Here is a 26,313-nt window from a genome sequence, read left to right on the forward strand (position 1 = left end):
GGATGCGGGATCAGTCGCACAGCCAGGTGGCCCGGCATCCCCCGCTGCGCTCCACATAGCCGATGGAGAGCTCCTTCCCGGGGCTGGCGGAGGCCACCGCCAGGGCCTGGGGCAGGGGGAGCAGCAGGGACGGCTCCTCCAGGAGCTGGTACTGCCGGAAGCGCAGGACCAGGCCGGTGACGCTGGTCCCGGTGAGGGTGACCTCCGCGGCGGCGGCGCCGTCCTGGAAGCGGATGGGCACGCCCCCGGCCTGGTAGCCGAAGCGGACGACGGTGACGTCCCCATTGCGGCGCACGCCCTGGAGATAGGGCTGGGCCTCCCCGGAGACGGGGGCCAGCAGGCGGGCCAGCAGCCCCCCCGCGCCCAGGGCCGCCTCGCGGGCCGTGGGCACCTCCCCGGCGGCGGCCACGGTGAGGCTGGGGTCCTGGCCGCTCTGGTAGTGGACGCTGTTGTCGGGCCGCACCCGCAGGGTCCGCTCCCCGTCCATGATGAGCTCCGTGCCGTTGGACTCCGTGTGCCGGGTCCGGCTCCGGGGGTTGAAGCCCAGGGCGGAGAGGAGCCAGTCCGTGGAGGCCAGGGGGTCCCCCACCGTGAAGGCGGGGAGGACCGGGGGCTCCGCCGGGAGGAGGGAGCAGGGGTCCAAGGCCCGCTCCGGACCGTCGGGGCCTGCGTCCATGGCGAAGGAAGCGCCGCCCAGCTCATAGCGGCTGATGACCTGCGCCAGGCTGTCGGCGGAGACGGCGGTGCCGGCCCGGGAGAGGGCGTCCCCGCCGTCCCAGAGGTAGAGGACGGCGCCGTTGTCCTGGAGGGCGAGGAGCAGGCGGCGGGCGGAGAGGTCCTCCCTGGGGGAGACCTCCGCCTCCCCGCCCAGCAGGCCCGCCAGGACGGACAGGGGCAGGGGCTCCCAAAAATCGTAGTACAGGGACGGCCCCCGCAGGGCCCGGAGGAAGTCCGCCTTGGTACAGGCGGCGTAGTCCCTGGCGGAGCCCAGGGCCTCCAGCAGGCGGCGGCCCAGGGGGTCGGTGAAGGACTCGTCGGCGGTGGTGAGGGCCACGCGGCCGTACCGGCCATAGTCCCCGGTGACGGCTACCCGCACCGGGGCGGCGAAGAGCTCCGGCGTCCCGGCGGCGGAGGCGGACTGGCCGGCGTCCCCGGCGGGACCGTCATGGCCCCCGGTCAGGTCCAGGCTGTAGAGCTGGGTCTGGGTGAAGAGGAGCACCGCCGAGAGAGCGAGCAGGGTGATGACGATGTTTTGGATCAGGTCCCGGCGCTCCCGCCATTGTCCTCCCATGGCTCAGCCCTCCGTTTTGCCGCCCCGGCCCTGGGCGATGGGCAGGGTCATGCGGATGGTGGTGCCGGGCCCCTCGTGGGGGACCAGGGCGATGACGCCGTGGTGCCGCTGGACGATCTCCCGGGCGATGGACAGCCCCAGGCCCGTGCCGCCGGACTCCCGCGACCGGGCCTTGTCCACCCGGTAGAACCGCTCGAAGATCCGCTCCTTGTCCTTGTCCGGGATGCCGATGCCGTCGTCCCAGACCTGCATCCAGACGTGGTCCTCCCCGCAGCCGGCGGAGACCTCGATCCGCCCGCCGTCGGGGGTGTATTTGATGGCGTTGCCGATGATGTTCATCATCACCTGCTCCAGGCGGCTCCGGTCGCCCACGATCAGGGGCAGGTGGCTCAGATCGCCGCAGAGCAGCTCGTGGCCCCGCTGCCGGGCGTTCAGCGCGCTGGAGCGGACCACGCTTTGGATCGCCTCGGCGAAGGGGAACCGGGAGAGGACCAGCTCCGCGTCCCCCCGGTCCAGCCGGGAGAGGGTCAGCAGGTCCTGGACGATGTGGGTCATCCGGTCCGTCTCGGTGATGATGATGTCCAGGAAGCTGTTGGCGGTGGCCTGGGGGATGTCCCCCTCCGCGTCCCGGAGGGTCTCGGCGTAGGTGCGGACGTTGGTCAGGGGGGTGCGCAGCTCGTGGGAGACGTTGGCCACGAACTCCTTGCGCCGCTCCTCGTTGCGGTGCTGCTCCGTCACGTCATGGAGCACGATCAGCACGCCGCCCCGCTCCCGGTCGGAGAAGGGGGCGAGGTAGACCTCCAGGGTCTTCTCCCCGGCCTCCAGCTCCCCCTCGGCGAAGTTCGGCCGCTGGAGGGCCAGCATCTCCTGGAAGGGGTAGAGGCTCCCGAAGAGCTCGTCATAGGTGCACGCCGGGCCCACGGGGCGCTGGAGCATGTCGTTGGCGGCGGGGTTGCAGTGGATGAGTTTGCCGTCGTGGCTGAAGGCCACCACGCCGTCGGTCATGTGGAGGAAGAGGGTGTCCAGCTTGTTCCGCTCGTTCTCCACGGCGGCCAGGGTGGACTGGAGGACCCCCGCCATCTCGTTGAAGGTGCCGGTGAGGACGCCGATCTCGTCGGTGGATTCCACCGGCAGGGCGCTGCCGAAGTCGCCGGAGGCCATGCGCTCCGCCCCGGCGGTGAGCTTCTCGATGGGGTCCACCATGGTCTTGGAGAGGAGGAAGCTCAGCAGGACGGAGATCAAAAGGCCGATGAAGAGGGCCTGCATGATGATGACGAAGAGCTGCTCGTTCAGCCCGGAGACGGTGTCCCGGTCGTCCAGGATGTAGATGATGAAGGCGTTGTCCCCGCCGAAGATGGGGATGGCGGCGTCCATGTAGTCCGCGGTGATGTCGCTGACGTCGCCGATGCCGGTCTCGTCATGGCGGAGCACGGCGTTCCGGGCGGTGAGGAGGTTGGGGCTCTGCTCCCGGGGCATGGCGCCCTCGTCGGCGGAGCCGGCCAGGTAGGCCCCGGTCTCCCCGTCCAGGACGAAGTAGTTCCGGGTGCGGTAGTCGATGCCCAGCTTGCCGGCGGTGACGTCCAGCATGTCCCGGATGCGGACGGCGCCGTCCTCCTGGGCGGCCTCCCCCCGGAGGGAGGTGACGAACTCCCGCTGATCCTCGCCGAAGACGCTGTCGATCTGCTGGTAGAAGGTGTTGGTGAAGAAGCTGGAGACGTTGATGGTCAAAAAGGCCCCGACCACCGCCATGAGGGAGGTGATCAGCAGCAGCAGTATGAGCGTCAGCTTCATGTGGAGGCTTCGGAACAAAGCGGCACCTTCTTTACCGTGAGTTTGCCGGGGGACGCCGGCCCGCCCTCAGGTGACGGAGAAGTAGTACCCCGCCCCCCGGCGGGTGAGGATGAACTGGGGGCTGGCGGGATCTTCCTCGATCTTCTCCCGCAGGCGGCGGACGGTCACGTCCACCGTCCGCACGTCGTCGCCGACGTAGCCGTAGTTCCAGACCTGCTCCATCAGGTCCACGCGGGAATAGACCTTGTTGGGGTGGCTGGCGAGGAAGGTCAGCAGCTCGTACTCCCGCTGGGTCAGGTCGATGGCCTTCCCCGCCCGGAAGACCTGGTGGCTGTCCGTGTTGATCGCCAGGTCCCCGGCCACGGGCATGGCGCTGTCCGCCGCCGCGCTCCCGGCGGGAGCGGACATGGCGGTGCGGCGGATGTTGGCCTCCACGCGGGCGATGACCTCCCGCATGGAGAAGGGCTTGGTGATATAGTCGTCCGCGCCCGTCTCCAGCCCGCGGACCTTGTCGTCCTCTTCCTCCCGGGCGGTGAGGAGGAGGATGGGCACGTTGTCCCCCTCCGCCCGCAGGGCCGCGCAGACGTCGAAGCCGATCATCTTCGGCAGCATGATGTCCAGCAGGATCAGGTCGGGCTTTTCCTCCCTGGCCCTGCGCAGGCCCTCCTCGCCGTCGTACGCCTCCAGGGTCCTGTACCCCTTCCGTTCCAGGTTGAAGCGCAGGATGTCCACGATGTTCTTCTCGTCCTCTACGATCAGGACGGTCTTTCCCTCAGCCATAGCCGACCTCCAAACTCGGTCGCCGGGGCGTCCCGGCGGTCTTCACAGATCCAACAGCGCCTTCGCCTTGAGGACGGCGACGACGGTCTTGGCGTCCTCGATCTCACCGTCCAGACAGCGGCGGACCATCTTGCCGAAGGGGATCCGCTCCACGTTCAAAAACTCGTCCGCATCCAGGTGCTGCTCCGCCATCTGGAGGTCCCGGGCCAGATAGAGGTGCAGCGTCTCGCCGTAGCAGCCCGGGGAGGGCAGGATGCGGCCCAGGGGCTCGTACACGCCGGGCACCGCGCCGGTCTCCTCCCGCAGCTCCCGCAGGCCCGCCTCGTAAGGGTCCTCATCGGGGGAGTCCAGCTTCCCGGCGGGGATCTCCAGCAGGGCCCTGCCGAAGGGGTAGCGGTATTGGGTCACCGTCAGCACGCAGCCATCCCCGTCCAGGGCCAGCACCGCCACGCCGCCGGGGTGGTCCACCACCTCCCGGGTGGCGGTCTCCCCGTTGGGCAGCTCCACCGTGTCCACGTGGACGTCCACGATCCGCCCGCGGAAGATGTCTTTCCGGCCGAGCTTCCGTTCCGTCAGTTCCATGCGTTCGCTCATGTCTGCGCATCCTTTCTGAAAAGGGCCCTGGGGCCCCGTTATCCCCTGGTCATGGGGATTATACCACGCTGAGGCCGAAATGAAAAGAGAAAATGTCCCCCGGACGGCCGCACAGTTAGCGGGCCCTAAAAAATTTTGGGCGCGTTCACAAATTACCTCTTGTTTTTGTCGAATGGAAGGCGTATGATGAGGAGGAATGAGCCACAAGATATTGTGGATGTGGAAAGGAACAGCAACATCATGAGATGGACCAAACGGACAGCGGCGCTGCTGGCATCGCTGCTGCTGTTGTCAACCGTCGTCCAGGCCCGCGAGCCTGCCAAGGCCCACGCCCGGGAGATACTGGGCGTCTCCCCCTCGGAGACGGAGGAGATGCCAGAGCTGATCGTGGTCGCGCCGGAGACGGCCGCGCCGGAGATGCCGGAGCTGACCGTGGCGGCGCCAAGACCGGCGGAGGGGCCGGAGACGCCCGCGGCCGTGCCGGAGACGCCCGCCGTGCGGGCGGCGCTGCCGGGGGACAGGGAGGCGGGCACGCCCACCTTCCCGGAGGGGGAGGACTGGCAGCTTTTGCTGGTGAACCCCTGGAACGAGATGCCGGAGGACTATGAGGTCCGTTTGAAGACCATGCCCGACGGGATGCGGGTGGACGAGAGGGCTTACGACGACCTCAACGCCATGCTGGACGCCTGCCGGGAGGCGGGGCTGTCCCCCAAGATCTGCTCCGCCTACCGGACCATGTCCAAGCAGACCTATCTGTACAACAATAAGATCGCCCGCCTCCAGAACGCGGGCTACAGCAGGGCGGCCGCCATCGAGGAGGCCGGGCGCTGGGTGGCCCGTCCCGGCACCAGCGAGCACCAGCTGGGCCTGGCGATGGACATCGTGTCCTCGTCCTATCAGGCCCTGACGAAGAAGCAGGAGCAGACCAAGGAACAGAAGTGGCTGATGGAGCACTGCTGGGAATACGGCTTCATCCTCCGCTATCCCAACGACAAGAGCGAGATCACCGGCATCGGCTACGAGCCGTGGCACTACCGGTACGTGGGCGTGGAGATCGCCCAGGACATCCGGGAGAGCGGGCTTTGCATGGAGGAGTACTTACTGCTGCGGGAAGAGGCCCTGGCGGACAGGGACGCGGTATGATCTGGCGGAGGCGGCGTTTGCCGCCTCCGCTTCGTTTGTGGGACTTGTCCAAGGTGACGTGGATCTTCTGGTAAAAAGTCCTGAAAAATGTGGATCCTACCGTTGAAAAGCGAGGCGGACTGGCATATAATAAGAGACCGTGAAAATTTGCGCGGATCTTTCCCGGCGGACCGTCCGCCATAGATAAAAGGAGCCAAGGGACTTATGCAGAATGAACGTTTGAGGAACATCGCCATCATCGCCCACGTCGACCACGGCAAGACCACCCTGGTGGACGAGATGCTCAAGCAGGGCGGCGTGTACCGCGAGAACCAGGAGGTGGTGGACCGGGTCATGGACTCCGGCGACCTGGAGCGGGAGCGGGGCATCACCATCCTGGCCAAGAACACCGCCATCCAATACGGCGACACCAAGATCAACATCGTGGATACCCCGGGCCACGCCGACTTCGGCGGCGAGGTGGAGCGGGTGCTCAAGATGGTCAACGGCGTCATCCTCCTGGTGGACGCCGCCGAGGGCCCCATGCCCCAGACCCGCTTCGTGCTCAGCCGCGCCCTGGAGCTGGGGCACCGGGTCATCGTCGTCGTGAACAAGATCGACCGGCCCGACCAGCGGGTCTATGAGGTCATCGACGAGGTGCTGGAGCTGCTGATGGACCTGGACGCCACGTCCGAACAGCTGGACTCCCCCATGCTCTTCTGCTCCGGGCGCAACGGCACCGCCTCCTGCTCCCCCACCGTACAGGGCACGGACCTCAAGCCCCTCTTCGACACCATCCTGGACTATATCCCCGCCCCCGAGGCCAACGTGGACGAGCCCTTCCAGATGCTGGTCTCCTCCATCGACTACAACGAGTTCGTGGGCCGCATCGCCATCGGGCGCATCGAGCGGGGCACCCTGAAGCAGAACCAGGAGATTGCCGTGTGCAACTACCACGACCCCGAGGCCGTCCTCCGCAAGGCCAAGGCCACCGCCATCTATGAGTTCGACGGCCTGGGCCGGAAGGCCGTCACCGAGGCCCGCGCCGGGAACATCATCGCCATGAGCGGCATCCCCGACATCACCATCGGCGACACCATCTGCGTCCCCGACACGGTGGAGGCCCTGCCCTTCGTGAAGATCTCCGCCCCCACCCTGGAGATGACCTTCTCCGTCAACGACTCCCCCTTCGCCGGACGGGAGGGCAAGTTCGTCACCTCCCGCCAGATCCGGGAGCGGCTGTTCCGGGAGACCCTGCGGGACGTGTCCCTCCGGGTCACCGAGACGGACAAGGAGACCGCCTTCAACGTGGCGGGCCGGGGCGAGATGTCCCTCAGCATCCTGATCGAGACCATGCGCCGGGAGGGCTATGAGTTCCAGGTGTCCCCCGCCCGCGTGCTGTACCAGGAGATCGACGGGAAGAAGTGCGAGCCCATCGAGCGGCTGGTGGTGGACGTGCCCGCCGACTGCGTGGGCGCGGTCATCGAGAAGCTGGGCCAGCGGAAGGCCGACATGGTGGAGATGACTCCCGTGGGCAGCCGGATGAAGGTGGAGTTCCTGATCCCCGCCCGGGGCCTCTTCGGCTACCGCAACGACTTCCTCACCGACACCAAGGGCGAGGGCATCATGGCCTCCGTCTTCGACAGCTACGCCCCCTATAAGGGCGACATCTCCCGCCGGGGCAGCGGGTCCCTCATCTCCTTCGAGACCGGCGAGTCCATCACCTACGGGCTCTTCAACGCCCAGGAGCGGGGCACGCTCTTCATCGGCGCGGGCGTCCCGGTGTACGGCGGCATGGTCATCGGCGTCAGCCCCCGGAGCGAGGACATGACCGTCAACGTCTGCAAGAAGAAGCAGCTGACCAACACCCGCGCCTCCGGCTCCGACGACGCGCTGCGCCTGGTGCCGCCCAAGCAGATGAGCCTGGAGCAGTGCCTGGAGTTCCTGGCGGACGACGAGCTGCTGGAGGTCACGCCCAAGAGCCTGCGGATGCGCAAGAGCATCCTGGACCATGAGAAGCGCATGAAGGCGCTGCATGGGAAGAAGTGAGGGGCGGAGACCGAGCGGGAGGCCCGGCGTGAGGGAGATCTGCGGTCTGGACAGCGAGGGGCATCGAGGTGTCACGCCGGAGATGCTCCCCGGTGCCGCCGGCCTCACCGGGGAGCGGATCGCGCACATCCAAAAGCGGCACCCCCTCGACTTCGGGCGGTACTCCGGCCGTCTGAAAGAGATCGCGGAAGATCCGGACGATATCATAAATGAAAAGAGACTGCGGGGACGCAGTCTCTTTTATCGTGCCCGGGGATACGGTGCCGGATCGTCGGTCAGGCCCGCCAGGTAGTCCATGCTGGTATCCAGTGCCAAAGCGATCCGCTTGCACTGCTCGAAAGACATGCTCCGCTTCCCGGTCTCGATCTTGGAATAATCGCTTTGGTCGATCCCAGTCAGCATCTGCATCTTGACCTGAGAGAATCCCCGTCGTTTCCGCAGATCCCTCGATCTGGACATCTTATCGCCCGGCAGCATCATGACCGTTCCGAGCTCCTGGGATACGGTGCCGGATCGTCGGTCAGACCGACCAAATAATCGATGGACACTTTGTAGATCTGCGCGATCCGCATGATGATGCTCAATTTCGGTTCATGGACCCCTAATTCATAATTCTGATATGCTTTTTCTGTGATGTCACAGTAGATCGCGACCTTGATCTGCGTCAGACCGGCAGCTTCCCGGCATCCCCTCAACCGCTTCGCCAGAACCTCTTTCATATCGTACACCCACAATCGTTATTGACAAAAGCAGTATATGGAATTAAAATGAAGAGTATACCAAAGAATTTTCCGGTACGATCATAGGTGAAAGGCGGCCGGATACGAATGGCAGTGGATAAGTCGGACTATGATATCGCGAGGGGGATGTATGCAGCGTCGATCGGCGAGGTGGTGATGACATACATCGACAGATTGGATCCTCATGGACTGCGCTCCCTGGCCGAGTCTGAGGCGGTGAAGCCGATCGCCAAGATCCGGGCCGTCCTGGACGACGACACGAAGGAGGACCCGGACTGCTTCCATCGGATCGACGAGATCGTACGAGCCTTCGGCGAAAGCGGCCTCTATACGCCCCGGCATGACTGGTAGATCCGGGACAGGCCGATCTTTGGGCGGTTTTTTGGCGGTGAATTTGTGAATAGCTCTTGACCTTCCGTGGAAAATCTATTAAAATAAGAGTTCGTGTACGGCATTTTTTGAAAGGGCCGTGCCATCACCACTTTACGGAAAGGCGAGACGACGTTATGAAGCATCCCTACAAGACGCGGGAGGGCGGCGCGACGGTGACGGTCTTCGTCCCCTACGACTGCAAGAACCATTGCCCCTTCTGCATCAATAAAGGCGAATACGCGGACCTGACCGGCTTCTCCGCCGAAAAGATCCGCGCCAGCATCCGCCGGATGGACGCCATCACGCCCTACTGCGATTTCGTGTTCACCGGCGGCGAGCCCTTCGCCGACCTGAAGGTGCTCCAGTCCATGCTGGACGAGATCCCCGCCACCCACAAGGTCTATATCAACACCACCCTGCCGGTGTCCGAGTTCCAGACGGAGGAGGACATCCTGGCCTTCACGGAGAAGAACAAGGACAAGATCACCTGCATCAACGTCTCCCGGCACATGCAGAAGTATGTGGTGGAGTCCAACGACGCCCTCCTGGCGCGGCTCCCGGTGCCCTTCCGGGTGAACTGCGTGCTGTACAAGGATTACCCGGCCAAGGACCTGATCCCCTACCTGGACCGCTTCCACAAGCTCCCCGGCGCGTCCATCCAGTTCCGCTTCGACTACACCGCCACCACGCCGGAGAACCTCTACGAGGAAGAGGGCGACAAGATCCTCCAGGACCTCAAGGCGATCGCCCGGTACACCGGGCTGGACGGCTGCCGGATGCGCTGCGGGTTCCACTTCGATTATCAGGGCATGGAGCTGACCTATCACAAGACCCTGCCCTACTCCACCATCGTGGAGACGGATCCGGAGGACGGCGTCACCTACGACATCCTCTACGACATCCTGATCAAGCAGAACGGAGACATCCACGGCGACTGGGACGGGAGCCCGCTGGACGTGGAGGCTTATGAGAAGGTCATCTTCGAGCCCTACGACTTGAAATGGCTGGCAAGGATCGCGTGAGATGAGAGCGGACGGTCTCGACCGTCCGCTCAGTCCATCTGTCGGGGAAGCGGCGAGACCTCATCGGCGGGAAGGGAGAGAGTCACGAGAGGGACCCAGGAGGGGTCCCTCTCGTTTTCAAAAAAATTTTGACAGCCTGTGCGGACGGTCTCGACCGTCCGCTTTTTTCGGTCCTCCGGGACCTGTGTCCGGGATATTTGGCGCGGGACGGAACCTCCCCGCGCTCTTTGCCGTCTATATGGATGGAAGATGAAAAGGAGGTACGTACCATGAAAACACGACTGACTGCCCTGCTCCTGGTCCTGCTGTGCCTCACCGGATGCGGCGGGAGCCCCGGGAGCGCGAGGGCCCTGACGGAGACCGTGACGGCCAAGGCCCCCGCCGCCCGGGAGCTGACGGAGGAGGACGCCGCCGCCCTGGCGGAGTTTTCCGTGGAGCTGCTGAAAGAGGAGTGGGAGGGGGAGGGCGTCCTGCTCTCGCCCCTATCCGTGCTCTCCGCCCTGGGCATGACCGCGGGAGGCGCGGCGGGCGAGACGCTGCGGCAGATGGAGGAGGCCCTGGGCCTCCCGGCGGAGGAGCTGGCCGCCGCCCTCGCCGCCTGGACCGCCGGGCTCCCGGAGGGGGAGGGGTGCCGGGTGGATCTGGCGAACTCCCTCTGGCTCCGGGACGACGGGACCTTCGAGCCCGAGCGGGCGTTCCTCCGGACCGCCGCGGAGCGGTATGGGGCGGAGGTGTACGCCTCCCCCTTCGACGGCGCCGCCGTGGAGGAGATCAACGGCTGGGTGGAGGAGGAGACCCACGGCATGATCGACGGCATCCTGGAGGAGATCCCGGAGGCGGCGATGCTGTACCTCGTCAACGCCCTGGCCCTGGAAGCGAGATGGGAGACGGTCTACCGGGAGGACCAGGTCCGGGACGGCCGCGTCTTCACCACGGAGGACGGCCGGGAACAGGCGGCGGCGATGATGTACTCCTCCGAGGGGCACTATCTGAAGGACGAGCGGGCCCAGGGCTTCCTGAAGTACTACGAGGGCGGGCGCTGGGCCTTCGCCGCCCTGCTGCCCGACGAGGGCGTGAGGCTGGAGGAGCTCATCGCCTCCCTGACCGGGGAGCGGCTCCGGGCCATCCTGAGGGGCGCGGAGGAGACGCTGGTCTATGCCGCTATCCCGAAATTCCGGTGCGCTTACAGCGCGGAGCTGAGCGGCAGCCTGGAGGCCATGGGGATGACGGACGCCTTCGATATGGGGAAGGCGGACTTCTCCGGCATGGGGCGGTCCCCGATGGGCCCGCTGTTCATCAGCAAGGTCCTGCACAAGACCTATCTCTCCGTGGACGAGGAGGGCACCAGGGCCGGAGCGGCCACGGCGGTGGAGATGAGCGCCGGGGGCACCATGCCGGGGACGGTGCCGGAGGTCTATCTGGACCGGCCCTTCCTCTACATGCTGGTGGATACCGAGACGTGCCTGCCCGCCTTTATCGGGGCCGTGACCGGTATGGAGTGAACCGAGAAGCGGACGGCTGGGCCGTCCGCTTCGGAGCGTCGAAAAAGGAGGGGAGACTTCCTCGACGGGAAGGAGGAGAGCTGCGAGAGGGACCCAGGAAGGGTCCCTCTCGTTTTCGATCGATAAGTTTTCAGGACTTTTTGAACGTCCTGAAAACTTGCCCAGCCTGTCGAAAACGTCTTTTCGACAGGCTGGGCGGACGGCCGGGCCGTCCGCTTTTTCGCGCTCACCTCAAAAAGATGCGCTTCCCGCCCCGGTGCTCCCGGACCACGCCCAGGCGCTGGGCGCTGGGGACGGCGGGCTTCAATGCCGCGAAGAGCGCCTCCGCGTCGGCGGGGTCCGCGGCCATCAGCAGCCCGCCGGAGGTCTGGGGGTCGTACAGCAGGTCCTGCTGCCAGAGCTCCGCCTCCCCGGGGTCCACGGAGGGCTCGGCGAAGGCGCGGTTGCGGTACATCCCCTCGGGGAGGATGCCCATCTTCGCCAGCGCCGCCGCCGCGGGGAGGAAGTCCACGGCCCCCACGTCGATCTCCAGATCCACGCCGCTGCCCTGGGCCATCTCCAGCCCGTGGCCCAGGAGGCCGAAGCCCGTCACGTCGGTGCAGGCGTGGACCCGGTAGCGGACCATCACGTCCCGGGCGGCCTTGTTCAGGGTGGTCATCAGCCTGTGGGCCAGATCCATGGCCTCCGGAGGGGCCAGGCCCGCCTTGGCGGCGGTGGTCAGGACCCCGATGCCCAGGGGCTTGGTGAAGAACAGGACGTCGCCGGGCCGGGCCCCGGAGTTGGTGAGCATCTTGTCCGGGTGGACGAAGCCGGTGACGGCCAGGCCGTACTTGGGTTCGTCGTCCAGGATGCTATGACCTCCTGTTATCAAAGCCCCGGCTTCATACACTTTGTCATAGCCGCCCCGGAGCAGGTCGTGGACCGCCTCCTGGGGCATGTCCTTGGGGACGGCGCAGATGTTCAGGCAGAGCTTGGGCTCGCCGCCCATGGCGTACACGTCGGAGAGGGCGTTGGCGGCGGCGATCTGGCCGAAGAGGTAGGGGTCGTCGGCGATGGGCGGGAAGAAGTCCACCGTCTGGACCAGGGCCAGCTCGTCGGAGATCTTATAGACCGAGGCGTCGTCGCTCCGGTCGAAGCCCACCAGGAGGTTCGGGTCCCGGTGGACCCGGATGCCCTCCAGCAGCCGGGCCAGGGTCCCGGCGCCTACCTTCGCGCCGCAGCCGGCGCACTTGGCGAGCTTGGTCAGCTTGACTTCGTTCTCAGGCATGGGCGTCCTCCATTCTATTACAAAGCGTAGATATCATCTTGCCCTCAACAGACCGGATAGGCCCAGTATCGCTTCCAGCACCCCGCCGCCCACGGCCAGGGCCTTGTCGCTGGCGAGATAGCAGTGCTCGATCTTGCACCGGGGGTCGATGTCCCCGGCTTTCATGCCCTTGCGGACCGGGGTCCCCTCCGGCAGGATGCCGCGGAGCACGCCGTCCAGCGTGCAGATCATGGGCCGGCCGTCCACCTCGGCGGCGACGTCCCCCACCGCCACCTGCGCGCCGATGTCCAGGAGCTGGCGGAAGGTCCCGTCCGCCGGGGCCCGGAGGACCCGCTCCCCGGCGAAGCCGCCGATGAGGCCGGGGATGCCGGTGTTGGGCTGGGCGCTGCCCTGGTACAGGGCCCGGCCCAGGCAGTGGCCCCGCATGGTCTCCACCACGGCGTGGCAATCCACCCCGGCCGTGAAGCCGGGGCCCACGCCGACGACCACGGGAGCGTCGCCGATCTTCGTGCCCAGGTTCTCCTTCGCCAGGATGGCGTCCACCACCGCGCCGGGCCTCAGGACGGGGATGCAGGCCCCCTCGGGGTCCGCCAGCACGGGGACGGCGCCCTGTCCCAGCAGCTCCAGCGCCTGGGCGGGGGACTCCGCCCGCTTGGCGGTGACGTCCTCCACCGTCGTTTCCCCGAGGGGGACGGCCTGGGAGAAGGCCACGGTCCGGCGGATGGCGGTGGGCCGCCGGAGGTCGGTCATGACGACCTCCAGCCCGGCCCGGTGCAGGCGCAGGGCGATGCCGGTGGCGATGTCCCCGGCTCCGCGGATGACGACTAACATCGAAAAAACTCCTTCCTCAGCAAAGATCCCGCCGCCGCGGGACAGGGGAGCCGCGCCGCCAGGGCGGAGGCGCGGGCCCGGTCCTCCGCCGTCTCCACCTGGCCGATCAGGACCCGGTCGTGCAGCCCCTCCGCCAGGAGCACCGCCGCCTCGGTCTCCGGCGTGGCGGGAGCGTCCTCGGGGGCCCCCGCCAGCCGGGCGTATAGGCCGGGGCGGTGAGCGGCCTCTGCGATGGGCCGTCCGAAGCCGGAGGCGCCGACGACCAGGATGGTCTGGCCCGCTTCCGGGGGGATCGCCGGCTCATGGGGGGCGTGGGCCTTCAGGGGCCGTCCCGCAGAGCCGTCGGCCTCCACCAGCACGCAGTCCGCCAGCTCCGCCAGCCGGGCCATGGGGATGGCCGGGGCGGTCAGCTTCCCGGTGCCGGGGACCGGGGACCCGGCGCAGACCAGGCGGCGGGCCTCCAGGGCCTTGGCCAGGGCCTCCTCGGAGGGGTCCGAGAGATCCTCGAGGTCCGGGAAGGGGAAGAACTTCGTGCTGGTGCAGAGCAGCACCCGCTGCCCCGCCGCCGCCAGCTCCGCCCCCAGCACGCGCAGGAGGGTGGTCTTCCCCCCGCCGCCGATGACGGCGGTGACGCCCGGGCGGATGTCCAGCAGATCGGTCAGTCCCATGGTCCGGCTCCTTTCCGTTATCCTCTCTATAGGATAACACCTCCTCCGCTTCCCGTCAAGCCGCTTGACAGGGCGGGGAGAGTGGGCTATGATGGACGGCATGGGACAAGGAAGGGGGAGCTGCCGTGTACGACGAGCTGACGGCTGTGGACATCAAGAAGATGAAGGAGGAGCTGGACCACCGGACCCGGGTCCTGCGGCCCCAACTGATCGAGGAGGTCCAGACGGCCCGGGCCTTCGGGGACCTGAGCGAGAATTTCGAATATAAGTGCGCCAAGCAGGCGAAGAACCGGAACGACAGCCGGATCCGCTATCTGGAGCGGATGATCCGCACGGCGAAGGTCATCGAGGTAGAGGGGGCGGCGGACGCCGTGGGGCTGTTCGACCGGGTGACGATCTTCAACGAGATGATGGGGCGGGAGATGGAGGTCCGGATCGTGACGACCCTGCGGCAGGACGCCCTGAAGGGCCTGGTCAGCAAGGAGTCCCCGGTGGGGAAGGCCCTGCTGGGCCGCCGGGCGGGGGACCGGGTAGAGGTCGCCGTCAGTCCGGAGGTGAAGTATTTCGTGGAGATACGGAGCATAGAGAAGGGCCAGGATGACGAGGACCTATCTATCAGTACCTACTGAAGGAAGGAATCGGCCATGAAGATGGCTGGTGCATATGAAAAAATGGAGGGCTTGCCGAACAAGATCGGCAGGCCCTCCGTTTTCATCGATTGCCAGGGGAGCGGCAGTGGGTCGGGGAGGGCGTCTTTTCCACGACCTCCCAAACTCCCGCCCGCACTACGCCGCGGGCGAAAGACGTGCGTGGGAACGGAAGCACACCAGCCGCGCCCCCGCCGCATCCTCGTCTTTTTCTCTCTTCCACCGTGCACGGCGCATTCTCTCTTTTTCTCCGGGGAGAAAAAGAGAGAATGGGGGGTGCAAAGCACCAGCCATCTTCATGGCTGATCTCCCCCGTCCATGGGACGGATATCCTCGATCACCTGCGCCTTGATGAGGTTCGTAGAACCGCTCCTGCCCAGGGGGACCCCGGCGGTGATGACCACCGTGTCCCCGGGCTGGACCAGCCCCTCCTTGGCCGCCACTTCCGTGGTGAGGGAGAAGATGCGGTCCGTGGAGTCGACCTCCCCGGTCAGGAAGGGGACCACCCCCCAGCAGATGGCCAGCTGCCGGCGGGTCTTCTCCTTCATGGTCAGCGCCGCCACGGGACAGGCCGGACGGAACCGGCAGATCATCCGGGCGGTCCGGCCGGAGTTGGTGGCCGCCAGGATGGCCTTGGCGTCCAGGTCCCGGGCGGTCAGGCAGCAGGTGTGGGTGATGGCGTCGTTGATGTTGGAGGAGGCGGCGGCCTGCGTCTTCTCGAACTTCCGCCAGTAGTCGATGGCCGCTTCCGTCTCCGTGACGATGTCCACCATGGCGGCCAGGGCCTCGATGGGATACTTGCCCCCGGCGGTCTCGCCGGAGAGCATCACGCAGCCTGTGCCGTCGTATACGGCGTTGGCGACGTCGGAGACCTCCGCGCGGGTGGGGCGGGGGTTGCGGATCATGGAGTCCAGCATCTGCGTGGCGGTGATGACCGGCTTGCCCGCCTGGAGGCCCTTGCGGATCATCTGCTTCTGGAGATAGGGCACCTTGGCGGCGGGGATCTCCACGCCCAGGTCGCCCCGGGCGACCATGATGCCGTCCGAAGCGGCCAGGATGCCGTCGATGTTGTCCGCGCCCTCCTGGTTCTCGATCTTGGCGATGATCTTCACGCTGTCCCCGCCGCACTGGCGGAGGACCTCCCGGACGGCTTCCACGTCCTCGGCCCGGCGGACGAAGGAGGCGGCGATGAAGTCGAAGTCGTGCTCCACGCCGAAGCGGATGTCCGCCACGTCCTTCTCCGTCAGGGCGGGGAGCTGGATATGGGCGCCGGGGATGTTGATGGATTTATTGGCGGAGAGCGTGCCGCCGTTCTCGACCCGGCAGAGGATGTCGTGTCCCGCGATCTCCTCCACCCGGACGGCCACCAGGCCGTCGTCGATGAGGATGACCTGCCCCGGCTCCACCTCCCGATCCAGCTTGGGATAGGTGACGGAGACCTTGGCGGCGGTGCCGGGCACGTCGTCCACCGTCAGAGTGAAAGGATCCCCGGCGTTCAGCTCCACGCTCTTGGTCTCGAAGCTCTTGATGCGGATCTCGGGGCCCTTGGTGTCCAGGATGGTGGCCACGGGCAGGCCCATCCGGTCCCGGACGGCCTTCAGCATGTTCAGGCGCTCCAGGTGCTCGGGATGGCTGCCGTGGGAGAAGTTGAAGCGGGCCGCGTTCATGCCGCCCTTGATGAGGGCGCAGATCTGCTCCTCCGTGTCTACGGCGGGGCCCAGGGTGCAGATGATCTTGGTCTTGCGAAGCATATATATCCCTCCTATGGGCCCCGCGCGGGGGCCGGGAAACTCTCGTGGACGCTTCTTGCAGTCCCCTATTATACAAGAGGCTCCCGGCCGTGGATAGGTCAGAATTAGATAAAAATCAGGGGAGCGCCCCGGGGAGGTTCCGTAGATATGCTTGCGCAAACGTTTGTGCCCGGGCCGTCCGCGCCGGCGCTCAGCCCTCCCAGAACAGTTCGTCCAGCGTCTTCCCCAGGCGGCGGCAGATGGCGGCGCAGAGCTTGATGGTGGGGTTGTAGTCCCCCTTCTCGATGGCGTTGATCGTCTGGCGGGAGACGCCCACCGCGTCGGCCAGCTGCTGCTGGCTCATGTCCAGGGCCGCCCGGGCGGCCTTCATGCGCAGGTTCTTCATCCTTCTTCCGCCCGGTCCCGTAAGAGGTGGTCGGCGATGTACACGATGAGGATGAGCAGGGTCGCCGCCCCGAGGATGGGGTTCACCGCCCGGAAGGTCAGCACGCCGTCCTCCACCAGACCGCCGGAGACGCCGTACATCACGCCGAGGCCCAGGTTGAACAAGGACAGCAGGGCGAAGAGGACCATGAACTTCCGGGGCTTTTCCCGGAGGCTGAGATAGGCGTCCTTCAGGATGCAGGTGACGGCGAACACGCACAGGCCGGCGGCCAGGCAGATGGCGACGCCCGCCAGCACGTCGCACCACCGTCCGAACAATATGTCCGAGATGCCGTAGGCATAGGTGGTGGCGAGCAGGGTGAGGAAGCCGTACTGGAACGCCTTGCCCCGGGCCAGCTCCTGCCGCTCGTCGAAGTGCATGTCCAGGATCTTTTTCTTGAAGAGCAGCGCCACGAACAGAAGCCCCGCCAGGAGCCCGACGGATATGCCCAGCGCTATGCCGATATGATAGTGGTCCATAACGATCCCTCCTCCCGTGTTATCCGCGGGTCACGACCGGCCTGCCCTCCGGGTCCAGCAGCGGCGTGAAGCCCGCCGCATTCCCGTTCCTGTGGAACACATAGTGGACGCCGGTCTCCGTGTCCACCCAGATCTCCATGACGTCGATGGTCCCCTGGCGGTATACCTTTTGAAAGCGGTCCATAAAATGTCCTCCTAGTCCTTTGTTTTTGGATCGTGAGGACAGTGTAATACTTAGCGGGCTATTTGTCAAGTATATTTTACAAAATGACGGATAAAAACTCCGGGCACGGGGCCCGGAGCGCTGCCGTCAGGCATCGGAGATCTTGCGCCTCCGCTTTTTCTTCCCGGCGTCGATCTCGCCGTAGAGCCAGCGGAGGCCGTCGGAAAGGCCCCCCACCTCGTCGATCAGCCCCAGGCGGACGGCCTCCTCTCCGTAGACGACGCTGCCCACGTCCGCGGCCATGTCGTCCTTCTTCAGCATCAGGGCCTGGAAGTCCTCCCCCTTGATGCGGCTGTGCCCGGCGACGAAGGACACGATCCGGTCCTGGAGCCGCTGGAAGTAGCTGTAGGTCTGGGGCGCGGCGATGACGGTGCCGCTCATGCGGACGGGGTGGATCGTCATGGCGGCGGAGGGCACGGCGAAGCTCCGCCGGGCGGCCACGGCCAGGGGCACGCCGATGGAGTGGCTGCCCCCCAGGACGATGGAGACGGTGGGCTTCGTCATCCCGGCGATCAGCTCCGCGATGGCCAGGCCCGCCTCCACGTCGCCGCCCACGGTGTTCAGGAGGAAGAGGATCCCCGCCACCTCGTCGGACTCCTCCAGCTTGGCCAGGAGGGGGAGGACGTGCTCGTACTTCGTGGTCTTGGTGCCGGAGGAGGCGGTCATGTGCCCCTCGATCTGGCCGATGATGGTCAGGCAGTAGATGTTCCCGTGGGGCGTGGCCGTCATGGCGGAGCCGAAATCCAGGATGGACTGGGCGGCTTCCTGTTGTGTATCGTCTTCCGTTTGGGTGGGCTTGGTGGATCTGGTCATAGTCAGCAACCTTCCTTTCGTGGGGGTAGCTTTTCCGGTTTTTCGGAAATTACCCGCGCCGGGGCGGAATCTTACGGCATCGTAAGATACGGGGGCGAACTGTAAGGCAAAGCTATGGCAGGGCCGTCCCCGCGCTGGTATACTGATATCCGTCCCAAGAGGACGAGGAATAGAGACGGAGGAGAAAACGATGAAGGATATGATGAGGGGTATCGGGACAGCGCTCCTGGCGGTGGCGGCGGTCATCGCGGCACAGACGGCTCTGAGCTTCGTGGTGGGCTTCCATACCGCCGAGCTGATCGGGGAAACGGCCCTGGGTGCCCTGTTCCTTTATGCCGTCGTCCGGGTGGGCCGGAAGCGGCGGTGACATGGCGGAGGGACGGCGGGGAGGCCCGCCGTTTTCTTTCGCGCCTCCGGGCTTTCCTTTTCCGTCCCGGCGTGTTATACTGGGGGCAACATCATGCCCGTGGGGCGGGAGGGGATCGTGATTCGAAACAAACAGCGTATCGTGGTCAAGGTGGGCACGTCCACCCTGACCCACAGCTCCGGGAGCCTGGATCTGCGGAGCATGGAACGGCTGGTCCGGGTGCTGGCGGACCTCAGCGGCGGCGGACGGGAGATCATCCTGGTGACCTCCGGGGCCATCGCCGTGGGCACGGCCCGGATGGGCCTGGACGAGCGGCCCAGGGCCCTGCGGATGAAGCAGGCCGCCGCCGCCGTGGGGCAGTGCCGGATGATGCACATCTATGACAAGCTCTTCTCGGAGTACAACTGCACCGTGGCGCAGATCCTGCTCACCGGGGACGACGTGGAGGACCCCGCCCGGGCGGAGCATCTGAAGAACACCTTCACGAGCCTTTTGGAGCTGGGCATCCTCCCGGTGGTGAACGAGAACGACTCCGTCTCCTCCGCCGAGATCGAGACGGGGCACCACAAGGTCCTGGGCGACAACGACACCCTCTCCGCCATCGTGGCGGAGCTGTGCGGGGCGGACTTGCTGGTCCTGCTCAGCGACATCGACGGGCTGTACGACGCGGACCCCAAGCGCGATCCGGGGGCGAAGCTCCTCCACCGGGTGACGGAGCTGACGCCGCAGATCCTGGAGATGGCGGGCGGCGCGGGCACCTGGCGGGGCACCGGCGGCATGGCGACCAAGCTCTCCGCCGCGAGGATCGCCATGGAGGCCGGGTGCGACATGGTGATCGCCAACGGGGCCAGGATGGAGGAGCTCTACGGCATCGTGGAAGGACAGGACATCGGGACGCGGTTCATCGCCGCGGGGAAGGAGGGCGCGCTATGACGGCGCTGGAGCAGCAGGGAGCGGCGGCGAAGGCCGCGGGCCGTATCCTGGCGACCGCCGGGACGGCGAAGAAGGACGCCGCCCTGGAGGCGGTGGCCGCGGTGCTGACCGAGCGGCAGGACGAGTGGCTGGAGGCCAACGCCGCCGACGTCGCCGCCGCCCGGGAGGCGGGGATGCGCCCCGCCATGCTGGATCGGCTGGCCCTGACGCCGGAGCGGATCTGCGGCATCGTGGCGGGCGTGCGGCAGGTGGCCGCCCTGCCGGACCCCATCGGGAGAGTGGACAGGATGGAGACCCGGCCCAACGGGCTGATCGTCGGGCGGCGGCGGGTGCCGCTGGGGGTCGTCGCCATCATCTTCGAGGCGCGGCCCAACGTCACCGTGGACGCGGCGGCGCTGTGCCTGAAGTCCGGCAACGCCTGCATCCTCCGGGGCGGGAAGGAGGCCATCCGCTCCAACCGCAAGGCCGCGGAGCTGATGCGCCGGGCCCTGCGGTCGGCGGGGCTGCCGGAGGACTGCGTGTCGCTGGTGCAGGACACCGGCCGCGAGGGGGCCAAGGAGCTGATGCATCTGGACGGCTATGTGGACGTGCTGATCCCCAGGGGCGGCGCGGGGCTGATCCGGGCCGTGGCGAAGGAGGCCAGCGTCCCCGTCATCCGCACCGGCGAGGGCGTCTGCCACATCTATGTGGACAGCGAGGCGGACCTGGACATGGGGGCGGAGATCCTCTATAACGCCAAGTGCTCCCGGCCCTCGGTGTGCAACGCCGTGGAGTGCGTGCTGATCCAGGAGGACGTGGCGGAGGCGTTCTTGAAGAAGGCGGTGCCCCTGCTGGATAGGGACGGGGTGGAGCTCCGCTGCGACGGGACGGCGCTGGGGATCTTAGGGGACCGGGCCGTCCCGGCGGAGGAGAGCGACTGGGACGAGGAGTATGACGATCTCATCCTGGCGGTGCGGACCGTGAAGGACATGGAGGAGGCCATCGGCTTCATCGGCCGGCACGGCACCGGACACTCGGAGGCCATCATCACCGCGAACTATTTCAAGGCCCAGCGGTTCCTGGACGCGGTGGACGCGGCGGCGGTGTATGTCAACGCCTCCACCCGGTTCACCGACGGCGGGGAGTTCGGCCTGGGGGCGGAGATCGGCATCTCCACCCAGAAGATGCACGCGCGGGGCCCCATGGGCCTGGAGGAACTGACCTCCTGCAAGTATGTGATCTACGGAGAGGGGCAGGTCCGCTGAGGGCCGCCCGGAGAAAGGAGAGGCGAACGATATGACCTTTGGATTCATCGGCACCGGCAACATGGGCGGCGCCCTGGCGAAAGCCGCCCGGCGGAGGCTGGACGGCGAGCAGATCCTCCTGGCGAACCGCGGCCGGGAGAAGGCGGCGGCGCTGGCGGAGGAGCTGGGCGCGGTGCCGGCGGACAACGGCAGGGTCGCGGGAGAGGCGGACTACATCTTCCTGGGCGTGAAGCCCCAGATGATGCGGGGACTGCTGGAGGAGATCGGCCCGGTCCTGAAGGCGCGGGAGAGCCGCTTCGTCCTGGTCTCCATGGCGGCGGGGCTCAGCATGGAGAGCATCCTGGACATGGCGGGCGGGGCGTGGCCCATCCTCCGCATCATGCCGAACACCCCCTGTTCCATCGGGGAGGGGATGATCCTGTACACCCGGGGCCCCGGCGTCACGGACGAGGAGGAGGGGGCCTTCCTGGACGCCATGAGCGGCGCGGGGCGGTTCTCCGCCATCCCGGAGCGGCTGATGGACGCGGGCTCCGCCGTGGCGGGCTGCGGCCCGGCCTACGCGGACCTCTTCATCGAGGCCCTGGCCGACGGCGGCGTGGCCTGCGGCATCCCCAGGGCCCAGGCCGTGGAGTTCGCCGCGCAGATGCTGGCGGGCTCCGCGCGGCTGGTCCTGGAGTCCGGACAGCATCCCGGCGCGCTGAAGGACGCGGTCTGCTCCCCCGGCGGGTCCACGATCCAGGGCGTGCGGAAGCTGGAGGAAGCGGGCTTCCGGGGCGCGGTGATGGACGCGGTGATCGCCGCGTGTGAGAAGAACCAGGCGCTGGGCTGAACCGGAGCTGGACCGGAGAATGGAGATGGAGCGCCCCTCCCCGCGAAGCGGGGAGGGGCGCGTTTTCATATCCAGGGCTTCCGACCTGCGGCAAGCTCGAACTGGTATTTCACGATGCCCAGGTCGATCTGGGAGTATGGGCCCTTCAGGGCCTCGGCCCGGACCCGGTCCCCCTCCAGCGTCAGGAGGAATTTCTGCTGCCCAAGGGCGGTGGGGGCCAGCAGGGCCGCCTCCGCCCCGGCCCGGAACCAGTCCGGAGGAGCGTCGCCGGGCCAGCGGCAGACGGCCTCCAGGGCCTTGCTCTTATGGGGGACGCCGTGGTCCTTGCCATAGCCCAGGGCGACGGCACAGACCAGCTTCTCGCCGGGGCGCAGGTCACAGCGGCACTTCCGCTTCCGGAAGGTCAGGGCCGTCCAGCAGGAATCCAGCCCCAGCTGGAACGCCCGGAGGACCAGCCGCTGGCCGTAGTAGCCGATCTTCTCCTCCAGCTCCGGCCCCTGGGGCCCGGCGAGGCAGAGATAGTCCCGCACGTTCCGGAAGCTGCCGTAATGGGCCAGGGGGCCCCGGAACGCCTCCGGCTCTTCCAGGGCCAGCTGGATGTGCAGGCCGCCCTCGGCATTGCAGGCGGCGATCTCCCGCTCCAGCTCCGCCGCGGTCTCCGGCGGGATGGGCAGGCCCCGGTACTGCCGCACGGCGTGGCGGCGCTCCATCGCTGTTTTCAAGTCCATAGTCTCCTCCTTATCCCGCATCCCCCGGCGGATACGGCCCCGAAACACCGAGGCGGGGACGGCCCTGCCGGGCGGCGGTCCGGCCCGCGGCACGGGGACGCTCCGCCGGCGCAGGGGATCCCTCCGCCAGGCCCGTCCGGGGCGCCGGGGCCCTCCGCAGGCGCCGGCGGGCCCCGCCTCCCGTACTGAAAATGGCAGGGATATCATACCATAGATCTCCTCTTTTGGATAGGATCGGAAGGAAATTCGATCCCTTTTCGCAAACGTTTGCGTTCGTTTTAAAACGTTTTTTGACACTATTCAAAAAATAAGCGTAAATTTTTCGTTAATATAGAACTTTCAAATGAAAATTTGGAGGTTCCTTTCCTTTACTTTCGCAAGATGCTCGTGTATAATGGGAACAGAAGAGCACCATTCGCGGAAAAGGAGGAAATCGATGATCCAATTCGAACACGTCAGCAAAAGCTATGGCAAGACCCAGATCCTGAAGGATCTGACCTTCACCATCCCGGACGGGCAGTTCGTGGTCCTGATCGGACCCTCGGGCTGCGGCAAGACCACCACCCTCAAGACCATCAACCGCCTCATCGAGCCGGACTCCGGCACCATCTCCATCGACGGCAGGGACGTCCGGGAGACGGACAAGGTCCAGCTCCGGCGGCACATCGGCTATGTCATCCAGCAGATCGGCCTGTTCCCCAACATGACCGTGGCCCAGAACATCTGCGTGGTGCCGAAGCTGCTGCGCTATGACAAGGCCAAGTGCGACGCGCTGGTCCCCGACCTTTTGAAGATGGTGGGCATGGAGCAGCACGCGGGCAAATACCCCTCGGAGCTCTCCGGCGGGCAGCAGCAGCGGATCGGCGTCCTCCGGGCCCTGGCGGCGTCCCCGCCCATCGTGCTGATGGACGAGCCCTTCGGCGCCCTGGACCCCATGACGCGGGAGACCCTGCAGGACGAGGTGAAGAACCTCCAGCAGAAGCTGGAGAAGACCATCGTCTTCGTCACCCACGACATGGGCGAGGCGCTGAAGCTGGCGGACATCATCATCTTCATGGAGGCGGGGCGCATCGTGCAGATGGCCTCTCCGGAGGAGATGCTGGAAAAGCCCGCCAGCGACCTGGTGCGCAGCTTCCTGGGCAAGCACACGGCGGAGGATCCCGCGCCGACGACGGTGGAGTCCTTCATGCGGGCCAACGTCCTCAGCGTGAAGAAGGACCGGGGCGTGCGGGAGTGCACGGAGCGGATGGCCCGGGGCAACGTGGACACCCTGCTGGTGACGGACCAGGAGAAGCGGTATCTGGGCGTGGTCTCCATCGGCGACATCCGCCGCTGGGGGCAGGACCTGCGGAGCATCGAGCCCCTGATCCGCCAGACCGCCCGCACCGCACGGGTGGGGGACGAGGCCAAGGAGTGCTTCGACTACCTGCTGGAATCCGGTGAGCCCTATGTGGTGGTGCTGAACGAGGACGACACCATCGCCGGCATCGTCACCAAGACCAGCGTGGCCCGGTCCGTGTCCGCCAACCTGTGGGGGGACGCGCGATGAGGGCCCTGATCGATACTTACGGCGGCGCGCTGGCCAGGGCCCTGGCGGTCCACACGGGGTATGTGGTGGTATCCGTGGCGTTCGGGTTCCTCCTGGGGCTGACGGTGGGGATCCTCCTCTCCCGGCTGCCCCGGCGGGTCTCGAACCTCATCATGCCCCTGCTGTCCGTGTTCCAGACCATCCCCGGGCTGGTGTTCATCGGGCTGCTGTTCCTGGCGCTGGGCATGGTCCCGGCCACCGTCATCGTCTCCCTCGCCATCTATGCCATGTTCCCGGTGCTGAAGAACACCTACACCGGCATCCTGGGCGTGGAGCGGAAATACATCGAGGCCGCGAAGGGCTGCGGCATGTCCCAGCTCCAGACGCTGGTCAAGGTGGAGCTGCCGCTGGCCATGCCCACCATCGTGGCGGGGCTGCGGATGTCCGCGGTCTATACCGTGTCCTGGGCGGTGCTGGCCGCTATGATCGGGCAGGGGGGCCTGGGGGATTTCATCTACCAGGGGACGACCTCCAACAATAATACCCTCATCCTGCTGGGGGCCGTCCCGGCGGCGGTGCTGGCGGTGGCCATCGGGGCGCTGATCGACCTGCTGCAAAAGCGCGTCACGCCCCGGGGCCTGCGGAAGGGGGTGGGCAAATGACCTGGGCGATGGTATGCGAGCATCTGTTCATCGTTTTGGCGGCGAGCATCCTGTCCATCTGCATCGGCCTGCCCCTGGGCATCCTGGCCTATCTCTACCCCAAGGCCCGGGCCGTCATCCTGCGGGTGGTGGACATCCTGCAGACCATCCCGGCCCTGGCGCTGCTGGGCATCATCATGGTGCTTTTGGATCCGGGCAAGGTGACGGTCATCACCGGCATCACCCTCTATTCCCTCCTGCCCATCGTGCGCAACACCTGCCTGGGGCTCCAGGAGGTGGACGGCGGCGTGAAGGAGGCCGCCCGCGGCATGGGCATGAGCAAGGCGTACCGGACGCTGCTGGTGGAGTTCCCCCTGGCCTTCCCCACGGTGTTCACCGGCATCCGCATCGCCGTGGTCAACGCGATCGGCACCGCCGTCTTCGCCGCCTTCGTGGGCGGAGGGGGCCTGGGCGGCGCCATCAACCGGGGCATCCGCGTCCAGGACATGACGCTGATCCTCTCCGGCACCGGGGCGCTGATGGTGATCTCCGTGGCGCTGGACCTGCTGATGGGGTGGTTCGAGAAGGACACCCGGAAGCGGGGCGGCACGAAGGGCATGTGGATCCCTGTGGCCGCCGTTTTGCTGGCCTTCGTCCTGCTGCTGCCCTTCGGGCTGGGCTCCGCCCAGGAGGGGGAGCTGCTCCTCTACGACGGGGACTACAGTGAGACGCAGATCATGCACCACATGGCCAAGATCCTGGTGGAGGACCGGACGGGGTACTCCGTCACCATCCAGGACCAGATGTCCCAGGTGAACAACTTCAAGGCCCTCATCGGCGACGGGCATACCTGCGACCTGATGATCTCCTACGACGGGACGCTGCTGACGACGTTCCTCCACATGGACCCCTCCGACGTGCCGGAGGGGGAGAGCCTCTACGACTTCGCCGGCCGGCTGGCCGGGGAGGAGCACGGCCTGACCATGCTGGAGAAGCTGGGCTTCGACAACACCTACGCCATCGCCCTGACCGGGCACGTGGAGGAGGGCGCGCGGAACGTCAGCGACCTGGTCCCTGTGGCCGGAGGGCTGGTCTTCGGCGCGGAGCACGAGTTCTTCACCCAGGAGGGCAGCATGAAGTTCGGGCCCTTCACCGAGTTCTACGGGCTGAAGTTCAAGGACACGCTGTCCGTGGACGTGAGCCTCAAGTACGCCGCCGCCGAGAAGGGGAGCTTCGACGTGACCGTGGTCTACGCCACCGACGGACTGAACCGCAAGGCAGGGCTCCGGGTGCTGGAGGACGACCTGGGCTTCTTCCCGGAGTACAACGGGGCCTTCCTCGTGCGGGAGGACACGCTGGAGCGCTTCCCCGGTCTGGACGAGGTGCTGAACGTCCTGGGCGGTGAGATCTCCAACGAGGACATGGTGGAGATGACCTATCAGGTGGACGTGGAGAAGCGGACCGTGGACGACGTGGCGCGGGAGTTCCTGGTGAGCCGGGGACTGCTGGCGTCCTGACCCGAGGAGACTGGCCCCGGAGGGGAGACCCTCCGGGGCCAAAGTGTCGAAAGAGCAGGGGAGGCCCCGCCGGCGGGGAGGGGGCGCGTGCGGGAGGACCCTCCGGGGCCGAGAATTTGCTCTCCCCGCGGAACCGGGGCCCCGGTTTTTTCGTCTATAT

General features: G+C 66.6%; 28 protein-coding genes. 13 read left to right on the forward strand and 15 right to left on the reverse strand.

Annotation, left to right across the window (positions count from 1 at the left end; genetic code table 11):
* Positions 1–10: 10 nt before the first annotated feature.
* The 4 genes from QZ332_RS04445 to QZ332_RS04460 form a co-directional block, all read right to left on the reverse strand.
* Positions 11–1,291, reverse strand: a complete 1,281-nt coding sequence (locus QZ332_RS04445) for a hypothetical protein (RefSeq protein ID WP_295762826.1) — start codon at positions 1,289–1,291, stop codon at positions 11–13.
* Between the two features lie 3 nt (positions 1,292–1,294).
* The gene (locus QZ332_RS04450) at positions 1,295–3,082 is read right to left on the reverse strand and encodes an ATP-binding protein (RefSeq protein WP_295762829.1); all 1,788 of its coding nucleotides are present in this window, start codon (positions 3,080–3,082) and stop codon (positions 1,295–1,297) included.
* A 66-nt stretch (positions 3,083–3,148) separates the two neighbouring features.
* Positions 3,149–3,862, reverse strand: a complete 714-nt coding sequence (locus QZ332_RS04455) for a response regulator (protein WP_295762832.1) — start codon at positions 3,860–3,862, stop codon at positions 3,149–3,151.
* A 42-nt stretch (positions 3,863–3,904) separates the two neighbouring features.
* Complete coding sequence (locus QZ332_RS04460) at positions 3,905–4,456, reverse strand: NUDIX domain-containing protein (RefSeq protein WP_295762835.1); 552 nt, start codon at positions 4,454–4,456, stop codon at positions 3,905–3,907.
* Between the two features lie 240 nt (positions 4,457–4,696).
* Between QZ332_RS04460 and QZ332_RS04465 the strand changes: the two genes are divergently transcribed.
* Together QZ332_RS04465 and typA are read left to right on the forward strand one after the other, a co-directional pair.
* A complete protein-coding gene (locus tag QZ332_RS04465) occupies positions 4,697–5,599 on the forward strand; it encodes a M15 family metallopeptidase (protein ID WP_295762837.1) in 903 nt (300 codons plus the stop codon).
* A 204-nt stretch (positions 5,600–5,803) separates the two neighbouring features.
* On the forward strand, positions 5,804–7,627 hold the full coding sequence (typA, locus tag QZ332_RS04470; protein ID WP_295762840.1) for a translational GTPase TypA: 1,824 nt from the start codon (positions 5,804–5,806) through the stop codon (positions 7,625–7,627).
* Positions 7,628–7,867: 240 nt separating this feature from the next.
* Here typA and QZ332_RS04475 read toward each other — a convergent pair whose 3' ends face one another.
* Both QZ332_RS04475 and QZ332_RS04480 read right to left on the reverse strand, forming a co-directional pair.
* Complete coding sequence (locus tag QZ332_RS04475) at positions 7,868–8,107, reverse strand: helix-turn-helix domain-containing protein (protein ID WP_367116648.1); 240 nt, start codon at positions 8,105–8,107, stop codon at positions 7,868–7,870.
* Complete coding sequence (locus tag QZ332_RS04480; protein ID WP_295762845.1) at positions 8,104–8,346, reverse strand: helix-turn-helix domain-containing protein; 243 nt, start codon at positions 8,344–8,346, stop codon at positions 8,104–8,106. The genes QZ332_RS04475 and QZ332_RS04480 overlap by 4 nt, the downstream gene beginning before the upstream one ends.
* A 108-nt stretch (positions 8,347–8,454) precedes the next feature.
* Here QZ332_RS04480 and QZ332_RS04485 point away from each other — a divergent pair, with 108 nt between their 5' ends.
* From QZ332_RS04485 to QZ332_RS04495, 3 genes are all read left to right on the forward strand, one after another.
* Positions 8,455–8,718 (forward strand): hypothetical protein, encoded by a 264-nt coding sequence (locus QZ332_RS04485; protein WP_295762848.1) that lies wholly within the window; start codon positions 8,455–8,457, stop codon positions 8,716–8,718.
* Positions 8,719–8,873: 155 nt separating this feature from the next.
* Positions 8,874–9,761: a 4Fe-4S cluster-binding domain-containing protein gene (locus QZ332_RS04490; RefSeq protein WP_295762851.1), complete on the forward strand. Its 888-nt coding sequence runs from the start codon at positions 8,874–8,876 to the stop codon at positions 9,759–9,761.
* 269 nt (positions 9,762–10,030) lie between these two features.
* Entirely contained in the window at positions 10,031–11,263 is a 1,233-nt protein-coding gene (locus QZ332_RS04495) for a serpin family protein (RefSeq protein ID WP_295762854.1), read from the forward strand.
* A 226-nt stretch (positions 11,264–11,489) separates the two neighbouring features.
* On the opposite strand, the gene selD is transcribed toward QZ332_RS04495, so the two are convergent.
* From selD to yqeC, 3 genes are read right to left on the reverse strand one after another with little or no spacing between them, the layout of a single operon-like run.
* Complete coding sequence (gene selD / locus QZ332_RS04500; RefSeq protein WP_295762857.1) at positions 11,490–12,530, reverse strand: selenide, water dikinase SelD; 1,041 nt, start codon at positions 12,528–12,530, stop codon at positions 11,490–11,492.
* 33 nt (positions 12,531–12,563) lie between these two features.
* Positions 12,564–13,361: a selenium-dependent molybdenum cofactor biosynthesis protein YqeB gene (gene yqeB, locus QZ332_RS04505; protein WP_295762860.1), complete on the reverse strand. Its 798-nt coding sequence runs from the start codon at positions 13,359–13,361 to the stop codon at positions 12,564–12,566.
* Positions 13,355–14,029, reverse strand: coding sequence for a selenium cofactor biosynthesis protein YqeC (gene yqeC, locus QZ332_RS04510; protein WP_295762863.1), 675 nt, complete (start codon positions 14,027–14,029; stop codon positions 13,355–13,357). The genes yqeB and yqeC overlap by 7 nt, the downstream gene beginning before the upstream one ends.
* 125 nt (positions 14,030–14,154) lie before the next feature.
* Between yqeC and QZ332_RS04515 the strand changes: the two genes are divergently transcribed.
* A complete protein-coding gene (locus QZ332_RS04515; protein ID WP_295762866.1) occupies positions 14,155–14,658 on the forward strand; it encodes a GreA/GreB family elongation factor in 504 nt (167 codons plus the stop codon).
* A 314-nt stretch (positions 14,659–14,972) separates the two neighbouring features.
* Here the strand turns inward: QZ332_RS04515 and pyk are convergent, their stop codons facing one another.
* From pyk to QZ332_RS04540, 5 genes are all read right to left on the reverse strand, one after another.
* A complete protein-coding gene (gene pyk, locus QZ332_RS04520; protein WP_295762871.1) occupies positions 14,973–16,427 on the reverse strand; it encodes a pyruvate kinase in 1,455 nt (484 codons plus the stop codon).
* A 190-nt stretch (positions 16,428–16,617) separates the two neighbouring features.
* Complete coding sequence (locus QZ332_RS04525) at positions 16,618–16,812, reverse strand: helix-turn-helix transcriptional regulator (protein ID WP_295762873.1); 195 nt, start codon at positions 16,810–16,812, stop codon at positions 16,618–16,620.
* Positions 16,809–17,330, reverse strand: coding sequence for a hypothetical protein (locus QZ332_RS04530; protein ID WP_295762876.1), 522 nt, complete (start codon positions 17,328–17,330; stop codon positions 16,809–16,811). The genes QZ332_RS04525 and QZ332_RS04530 overlap by 4 nt, the downstream gene beginning before the upstream one ends.
* A gap of 19 nt (positions 17,331–17,349) precedes the next feature.
* The gene (locus tag QZ332_RS04535; protein WP_295762879.1) at positions 17,350–17,514 is read right to left on the reverse strand and encodes a DUF6440 family protein; all 165 of its coding nucleotides are present in this window, start codon (positions 17,512–17,514) and stop codon (positions 17,350–17,352) included.
* A gap of 126 nt (positions 17,515–17,640) precedes the next feature.
* On the reverse strand, positions 17,641–18,366 hold the full coding sequence (locus QZ332_RS04540) for a ClpP family protease (protein ID WP_295762882.1): 726 nt from the start codon (positions 18,364–18,366) through the stop codon (positions 17,641–17,643).
* Positions 18,367–18,565: 199 nt separating this feature from the next.
* Between QZ332_RS04540 and QZ332_RS04545 the strand changes: the two genes are divergently transcribed.
* From QZ332_RS04545 to proC, 4 genes are all read left to right on the forward strand, one after another.
* Positions 18,566–18,733 carry a hypothetical protein gene (locus QZ332_RS04545; RefSeq protein ID WP_295762887.1) on the forward strand — a complete coding sequence of 56 codons (168 nt, stop codon included), beginning with the start codon at positions 18,566–18,568 and terminating at the stop codon, positions 18,731–18,733.
* 117 nt (positions 18,734–18,850) lie between these two features.
* Positions 18,851–19,666, forward strand: coding sequence for a glutamate 5-kinase (gene proB, locus QZ332_RS04550; protein WP_295762894.1), 816 nt, complete (start codon positions 18,851–18,853; stop codon positions 19,664–19,666).
* Positions 19,663–20,910 carry a glutamate-5-semialdehyde dehydrogenase gene (locus tag QZ332_RS04555; protein ID WP_295762897.1) on the forward strand — a complete coding sequence of 416 codons (1,248 nt, stop codon included), beginning with the start codon at positions 19,663–19,665 and terminating at the stop codon, positions 20,908–20,910. The genes proB and QZ332_RS04555 overlap by 4 nt, the downstream gene beginning before the upstream one ends.
* 31 nt (positions 20,911–20,941) lie before the next feature.
* Complete coding sequence (gene proC, locus QZ332_RS04560; RefSeq protein ID WP_295762901.1) at positions 20,942–21,739, forward strand: pyrroline-5-carboxylate reductase; 798 nt, start codon at positions 20,942–20,944, stop codon at positions 21,737–21,739.
* Between the two features lie 65 nt (positions 21,740–21,804).
* Here the strand turns inward: proC and QZ332_RS04565 are convergent, their stop codons facing one another.
* Positions 21,805–22,467, reverse strand: coding sequence for a nitroreductase family protein (locus tag QZ332_RS04565; RefSeq protein WP_295762904.1), 663 nt, complete (start codon positions 22,465–22,467; stop codon positions 21,805–21,807).
* 436 nt (positions 22,468–22,903) lie between these two features.
* Between QZ332_RS04565 and QZ332_RS04570 the strand changes: the two genes are divergently transcribed.
* From QZ332_RS04570 to QZ332_RS04580, 3 genes are read left to right on the forward strand one after another with little or no spacing between them, the layout of a single operon-like run.
* Positions 22,904–24,016, forward strand: a complete 1,113-nt coding sequence (locus QZ332_RS04570; protein WP_295762907.1) for a betaine/proline/choline family ABC transporter ATP-binding protein — start codon at positions 22,904–22,906, stop codon at positions 24,014–24,016.
* Entirely contained in the window at positions 24,013–24,657 is a 645-nt protein-coding gene (locus QZ332_RS04575) for an ABC transporter permease (RefSeq protein WP_295762910.1), read from the forward strand. Before QZ332_RS04570 ends, QZ332_RS04575 begins: the two co-directional genes overlap by 4 nt.
* Positions 24,654–26,153: a glycine betaine ABC transporter substrate-binding protein gene (locus tag QZ332_RS04580; RefSeq protein WP_295762916.1), complete on the forward strand. Its 1,500-nt coding sequence runs from the start codon at positions 24,654–24,656 to the stop codon at positions 26,151–26,153. The genes QZ332_RS04575 and QZ332_RS04580 overlap by 4 nt, the downstream gene beginning before the upstream one ends.
* Positions 26,154–26,313 lie beyond the last annotated feature (160 nt).

It is taken from the genome of uncultured Oscillibacter sp. (assembly GCF_910584465.1).
Taxonomy (GTDB): Bacteria; Bacillota; Clostridia; order Oscillospirales; family Oscillospiraceae; genus Oscillibacter.

Excerpts from the sequence above, each read along its gene's own strand:
- QZ332_RS04445 (WP_295762826.1), bottom strand. The coding sequence starts at position 1,291 with ATGGGAGGACAATGGCGGGAGCGCCGGGACCTGATCCAAAACATCGTC.
- QZ332_RS04450 (WP_295762829.1), bottom strand. The coding sequence starts at position 3,082 with ATGAAGCTGACGCTCATACTGCTGCTGCTGATCACCTCCCTCATGGCG.
- QZ332_RS04455 (WP_295762832.1), bottom strand. The coding sequence starts at position 3,862 with ATGGCTGAGGGAAAGACCGTCCTGATCGTAGAGGACGAGAAGAACATC.
- QZ332_RS04460 (WP_295762835.1), bottom strand. The coding sequence starts at position 4,456 with ATGAGCGAACGCATGGAACTGACGGAACGGAAGCTCGGCCGGAAAGAC.
- QZ332_RS04465 (WP_295762837.1), top strand. The coding sequence starts at position 4,697 with ATGAGATGGACCAAACGGACAGCGGCGCTGCTGGCATCGCTGCTGCTG.
- typA (WP_295762840.1), top strand. The coding sequence starts at position 5,804 with ATGCAGAATGAACGTTTGAGGAACATCGCCATCATCGCCCACGTCGAC.
- QZ332_RS04475 (WP_367116648.1), bottom strand. The coding sequence starts at position 8,107 with ATGATGCTGCCGGGCGATAAGATGTCCAGATCGAGGGATCTGCGGAAA.
- QZ332_RS04480 (WP_295762845.1), bottom strand. The coding sequence starts at position 8,346 with ATGAAAGAGGTTCTGGCGAAGCGGTTGAGGGGATGCCGGGAAGCTGCC.
- QZ332_RS04485 (WP_295762848.1), top strand. The coding sequence starts at position 8,455 with ATGGCAGTGGATAAGTCGGACTATGATATCGCGAGGGGGATGTATGCA.
- QZ332_RS04490 (WP_295762851.1), top strand. The coding sequence starts at position 8,874 with ATGAAGCATCCCTACAAGACGCGGGAGGGCGGCGCGACGGTGACGGTC.
- QZ332_RS04495 (WP_295762854.1), top strand. The coding sequence starts at position 10,031 with ATGAAAACACGACTGACTGCCCTGCTCCTGGTCCTGCTGTGCCTCACC.
- selD (WP_295762857.1), bottom strand. The coding sequence starts at position 12,530 with ATGCCTGAGAACGAAGTCAAGCTGACCAAGCTCGCCAAGTGCGCCGGC.
- yqeB (WP_295762860.1), bottom strand. The coding sequence starts at position 13,361 with ATGTTAGTCGTCATCCGCGGAGCCGGGGACATCGCCACCGGCATCGCC.
- yqeC (WP_295762863.1), bottom strand. The coding sequence starts at position 14,029 with ATGGGACTGACCGATCTGCTGGACATCCGCCCGGGCGTCACCGCCGTC.
- pyk (WP_295762871.1), bottom strand. The coding sequence starts at position 16,427 with ATGCTTCGCAAGACCAAGATCATCTGCACCCTGGGCCCCGCCGTAGAC.
- QZ332_RS04525 (WP_295762873.1), bottom strand. The coding sequence starts at position 16,812 with ATGAAGAACCTGCGCATGAAGGCCGCCCGGGCGGCCCTGGACATGAGC.
- QZ332_RS04530 (WP_295762876.1), bottom strand. The coding sequence starts at position 17,330 with ATGGACCACTATCATATCGGCATAGCGCTGGGCATATCCGTCGGGCTC.
- QZ332_RS04535 (WP_295762879.1), bottom strand. The coding sequence starts at position 17,514 with ATGGACCGCTTTCAAAAGGTATACCGCCAGGGGACCATCGACGTCATG.
- QZ332_RS04540 (WP_295762882.1), bottom strand. The coding sequence starts at position 18,366 with ATGACCAGATCCACCAAGCCCACCCAAACGGAAGACGATACACAACAG.
- QZ332_RS04545 (WP_295762887.1), top strand. The coding sequence starts at position 18,566 with ATGATGAGGGGTATCGGGACAGCGCTCCTGGCGGTGGCGGCGGTCATC.
- QZ332_RS04555 (WP_295762897.1), top strand. The coding sequence starts at position 19,663 with ATGACGGCGCTGGAGCAGCAGGGAGCGGCGGCGAAGGCCGCGGGCCGT.
- proC (WP_295762901.1), top strand. The coding sequence starts at position 20,942 with ATGACCTTTGGATTCATCGGCACCGGCAACATGGGCGGCGCCCTGGCG.
- QZ332_RS04565 (WP_295762904.1), bottom strand. The coding sequence starts at position 22,467 with ATGGACTTGAAAACAGCGATGGAGCGCCGCCACGCCGTGCGGCAGTAC.
- QZ332_RS04570 (WP_295762907.1), top strand. The coding sequence starts at position 22,904 with ATGATCCAATTCGAACACGTCAGCAAAAGCTATGGCAAGACCCAGATC.
- QZ332_RS04575 (WP_295762910.1), top strand. The coding sequence starts at position 24,013 with ATGAGGGCCCTGATCGATACTTACGGCGGCGCGCTGGCCAGGGCCCTG.
- QZ332_RS04580 (WP_295762916.1), top strand. The coding sequence starts at position 24,654 with ATGACCTGGGCGATGGTATGCGAGCATCTGTTCATCGTTTTGGCGGCG.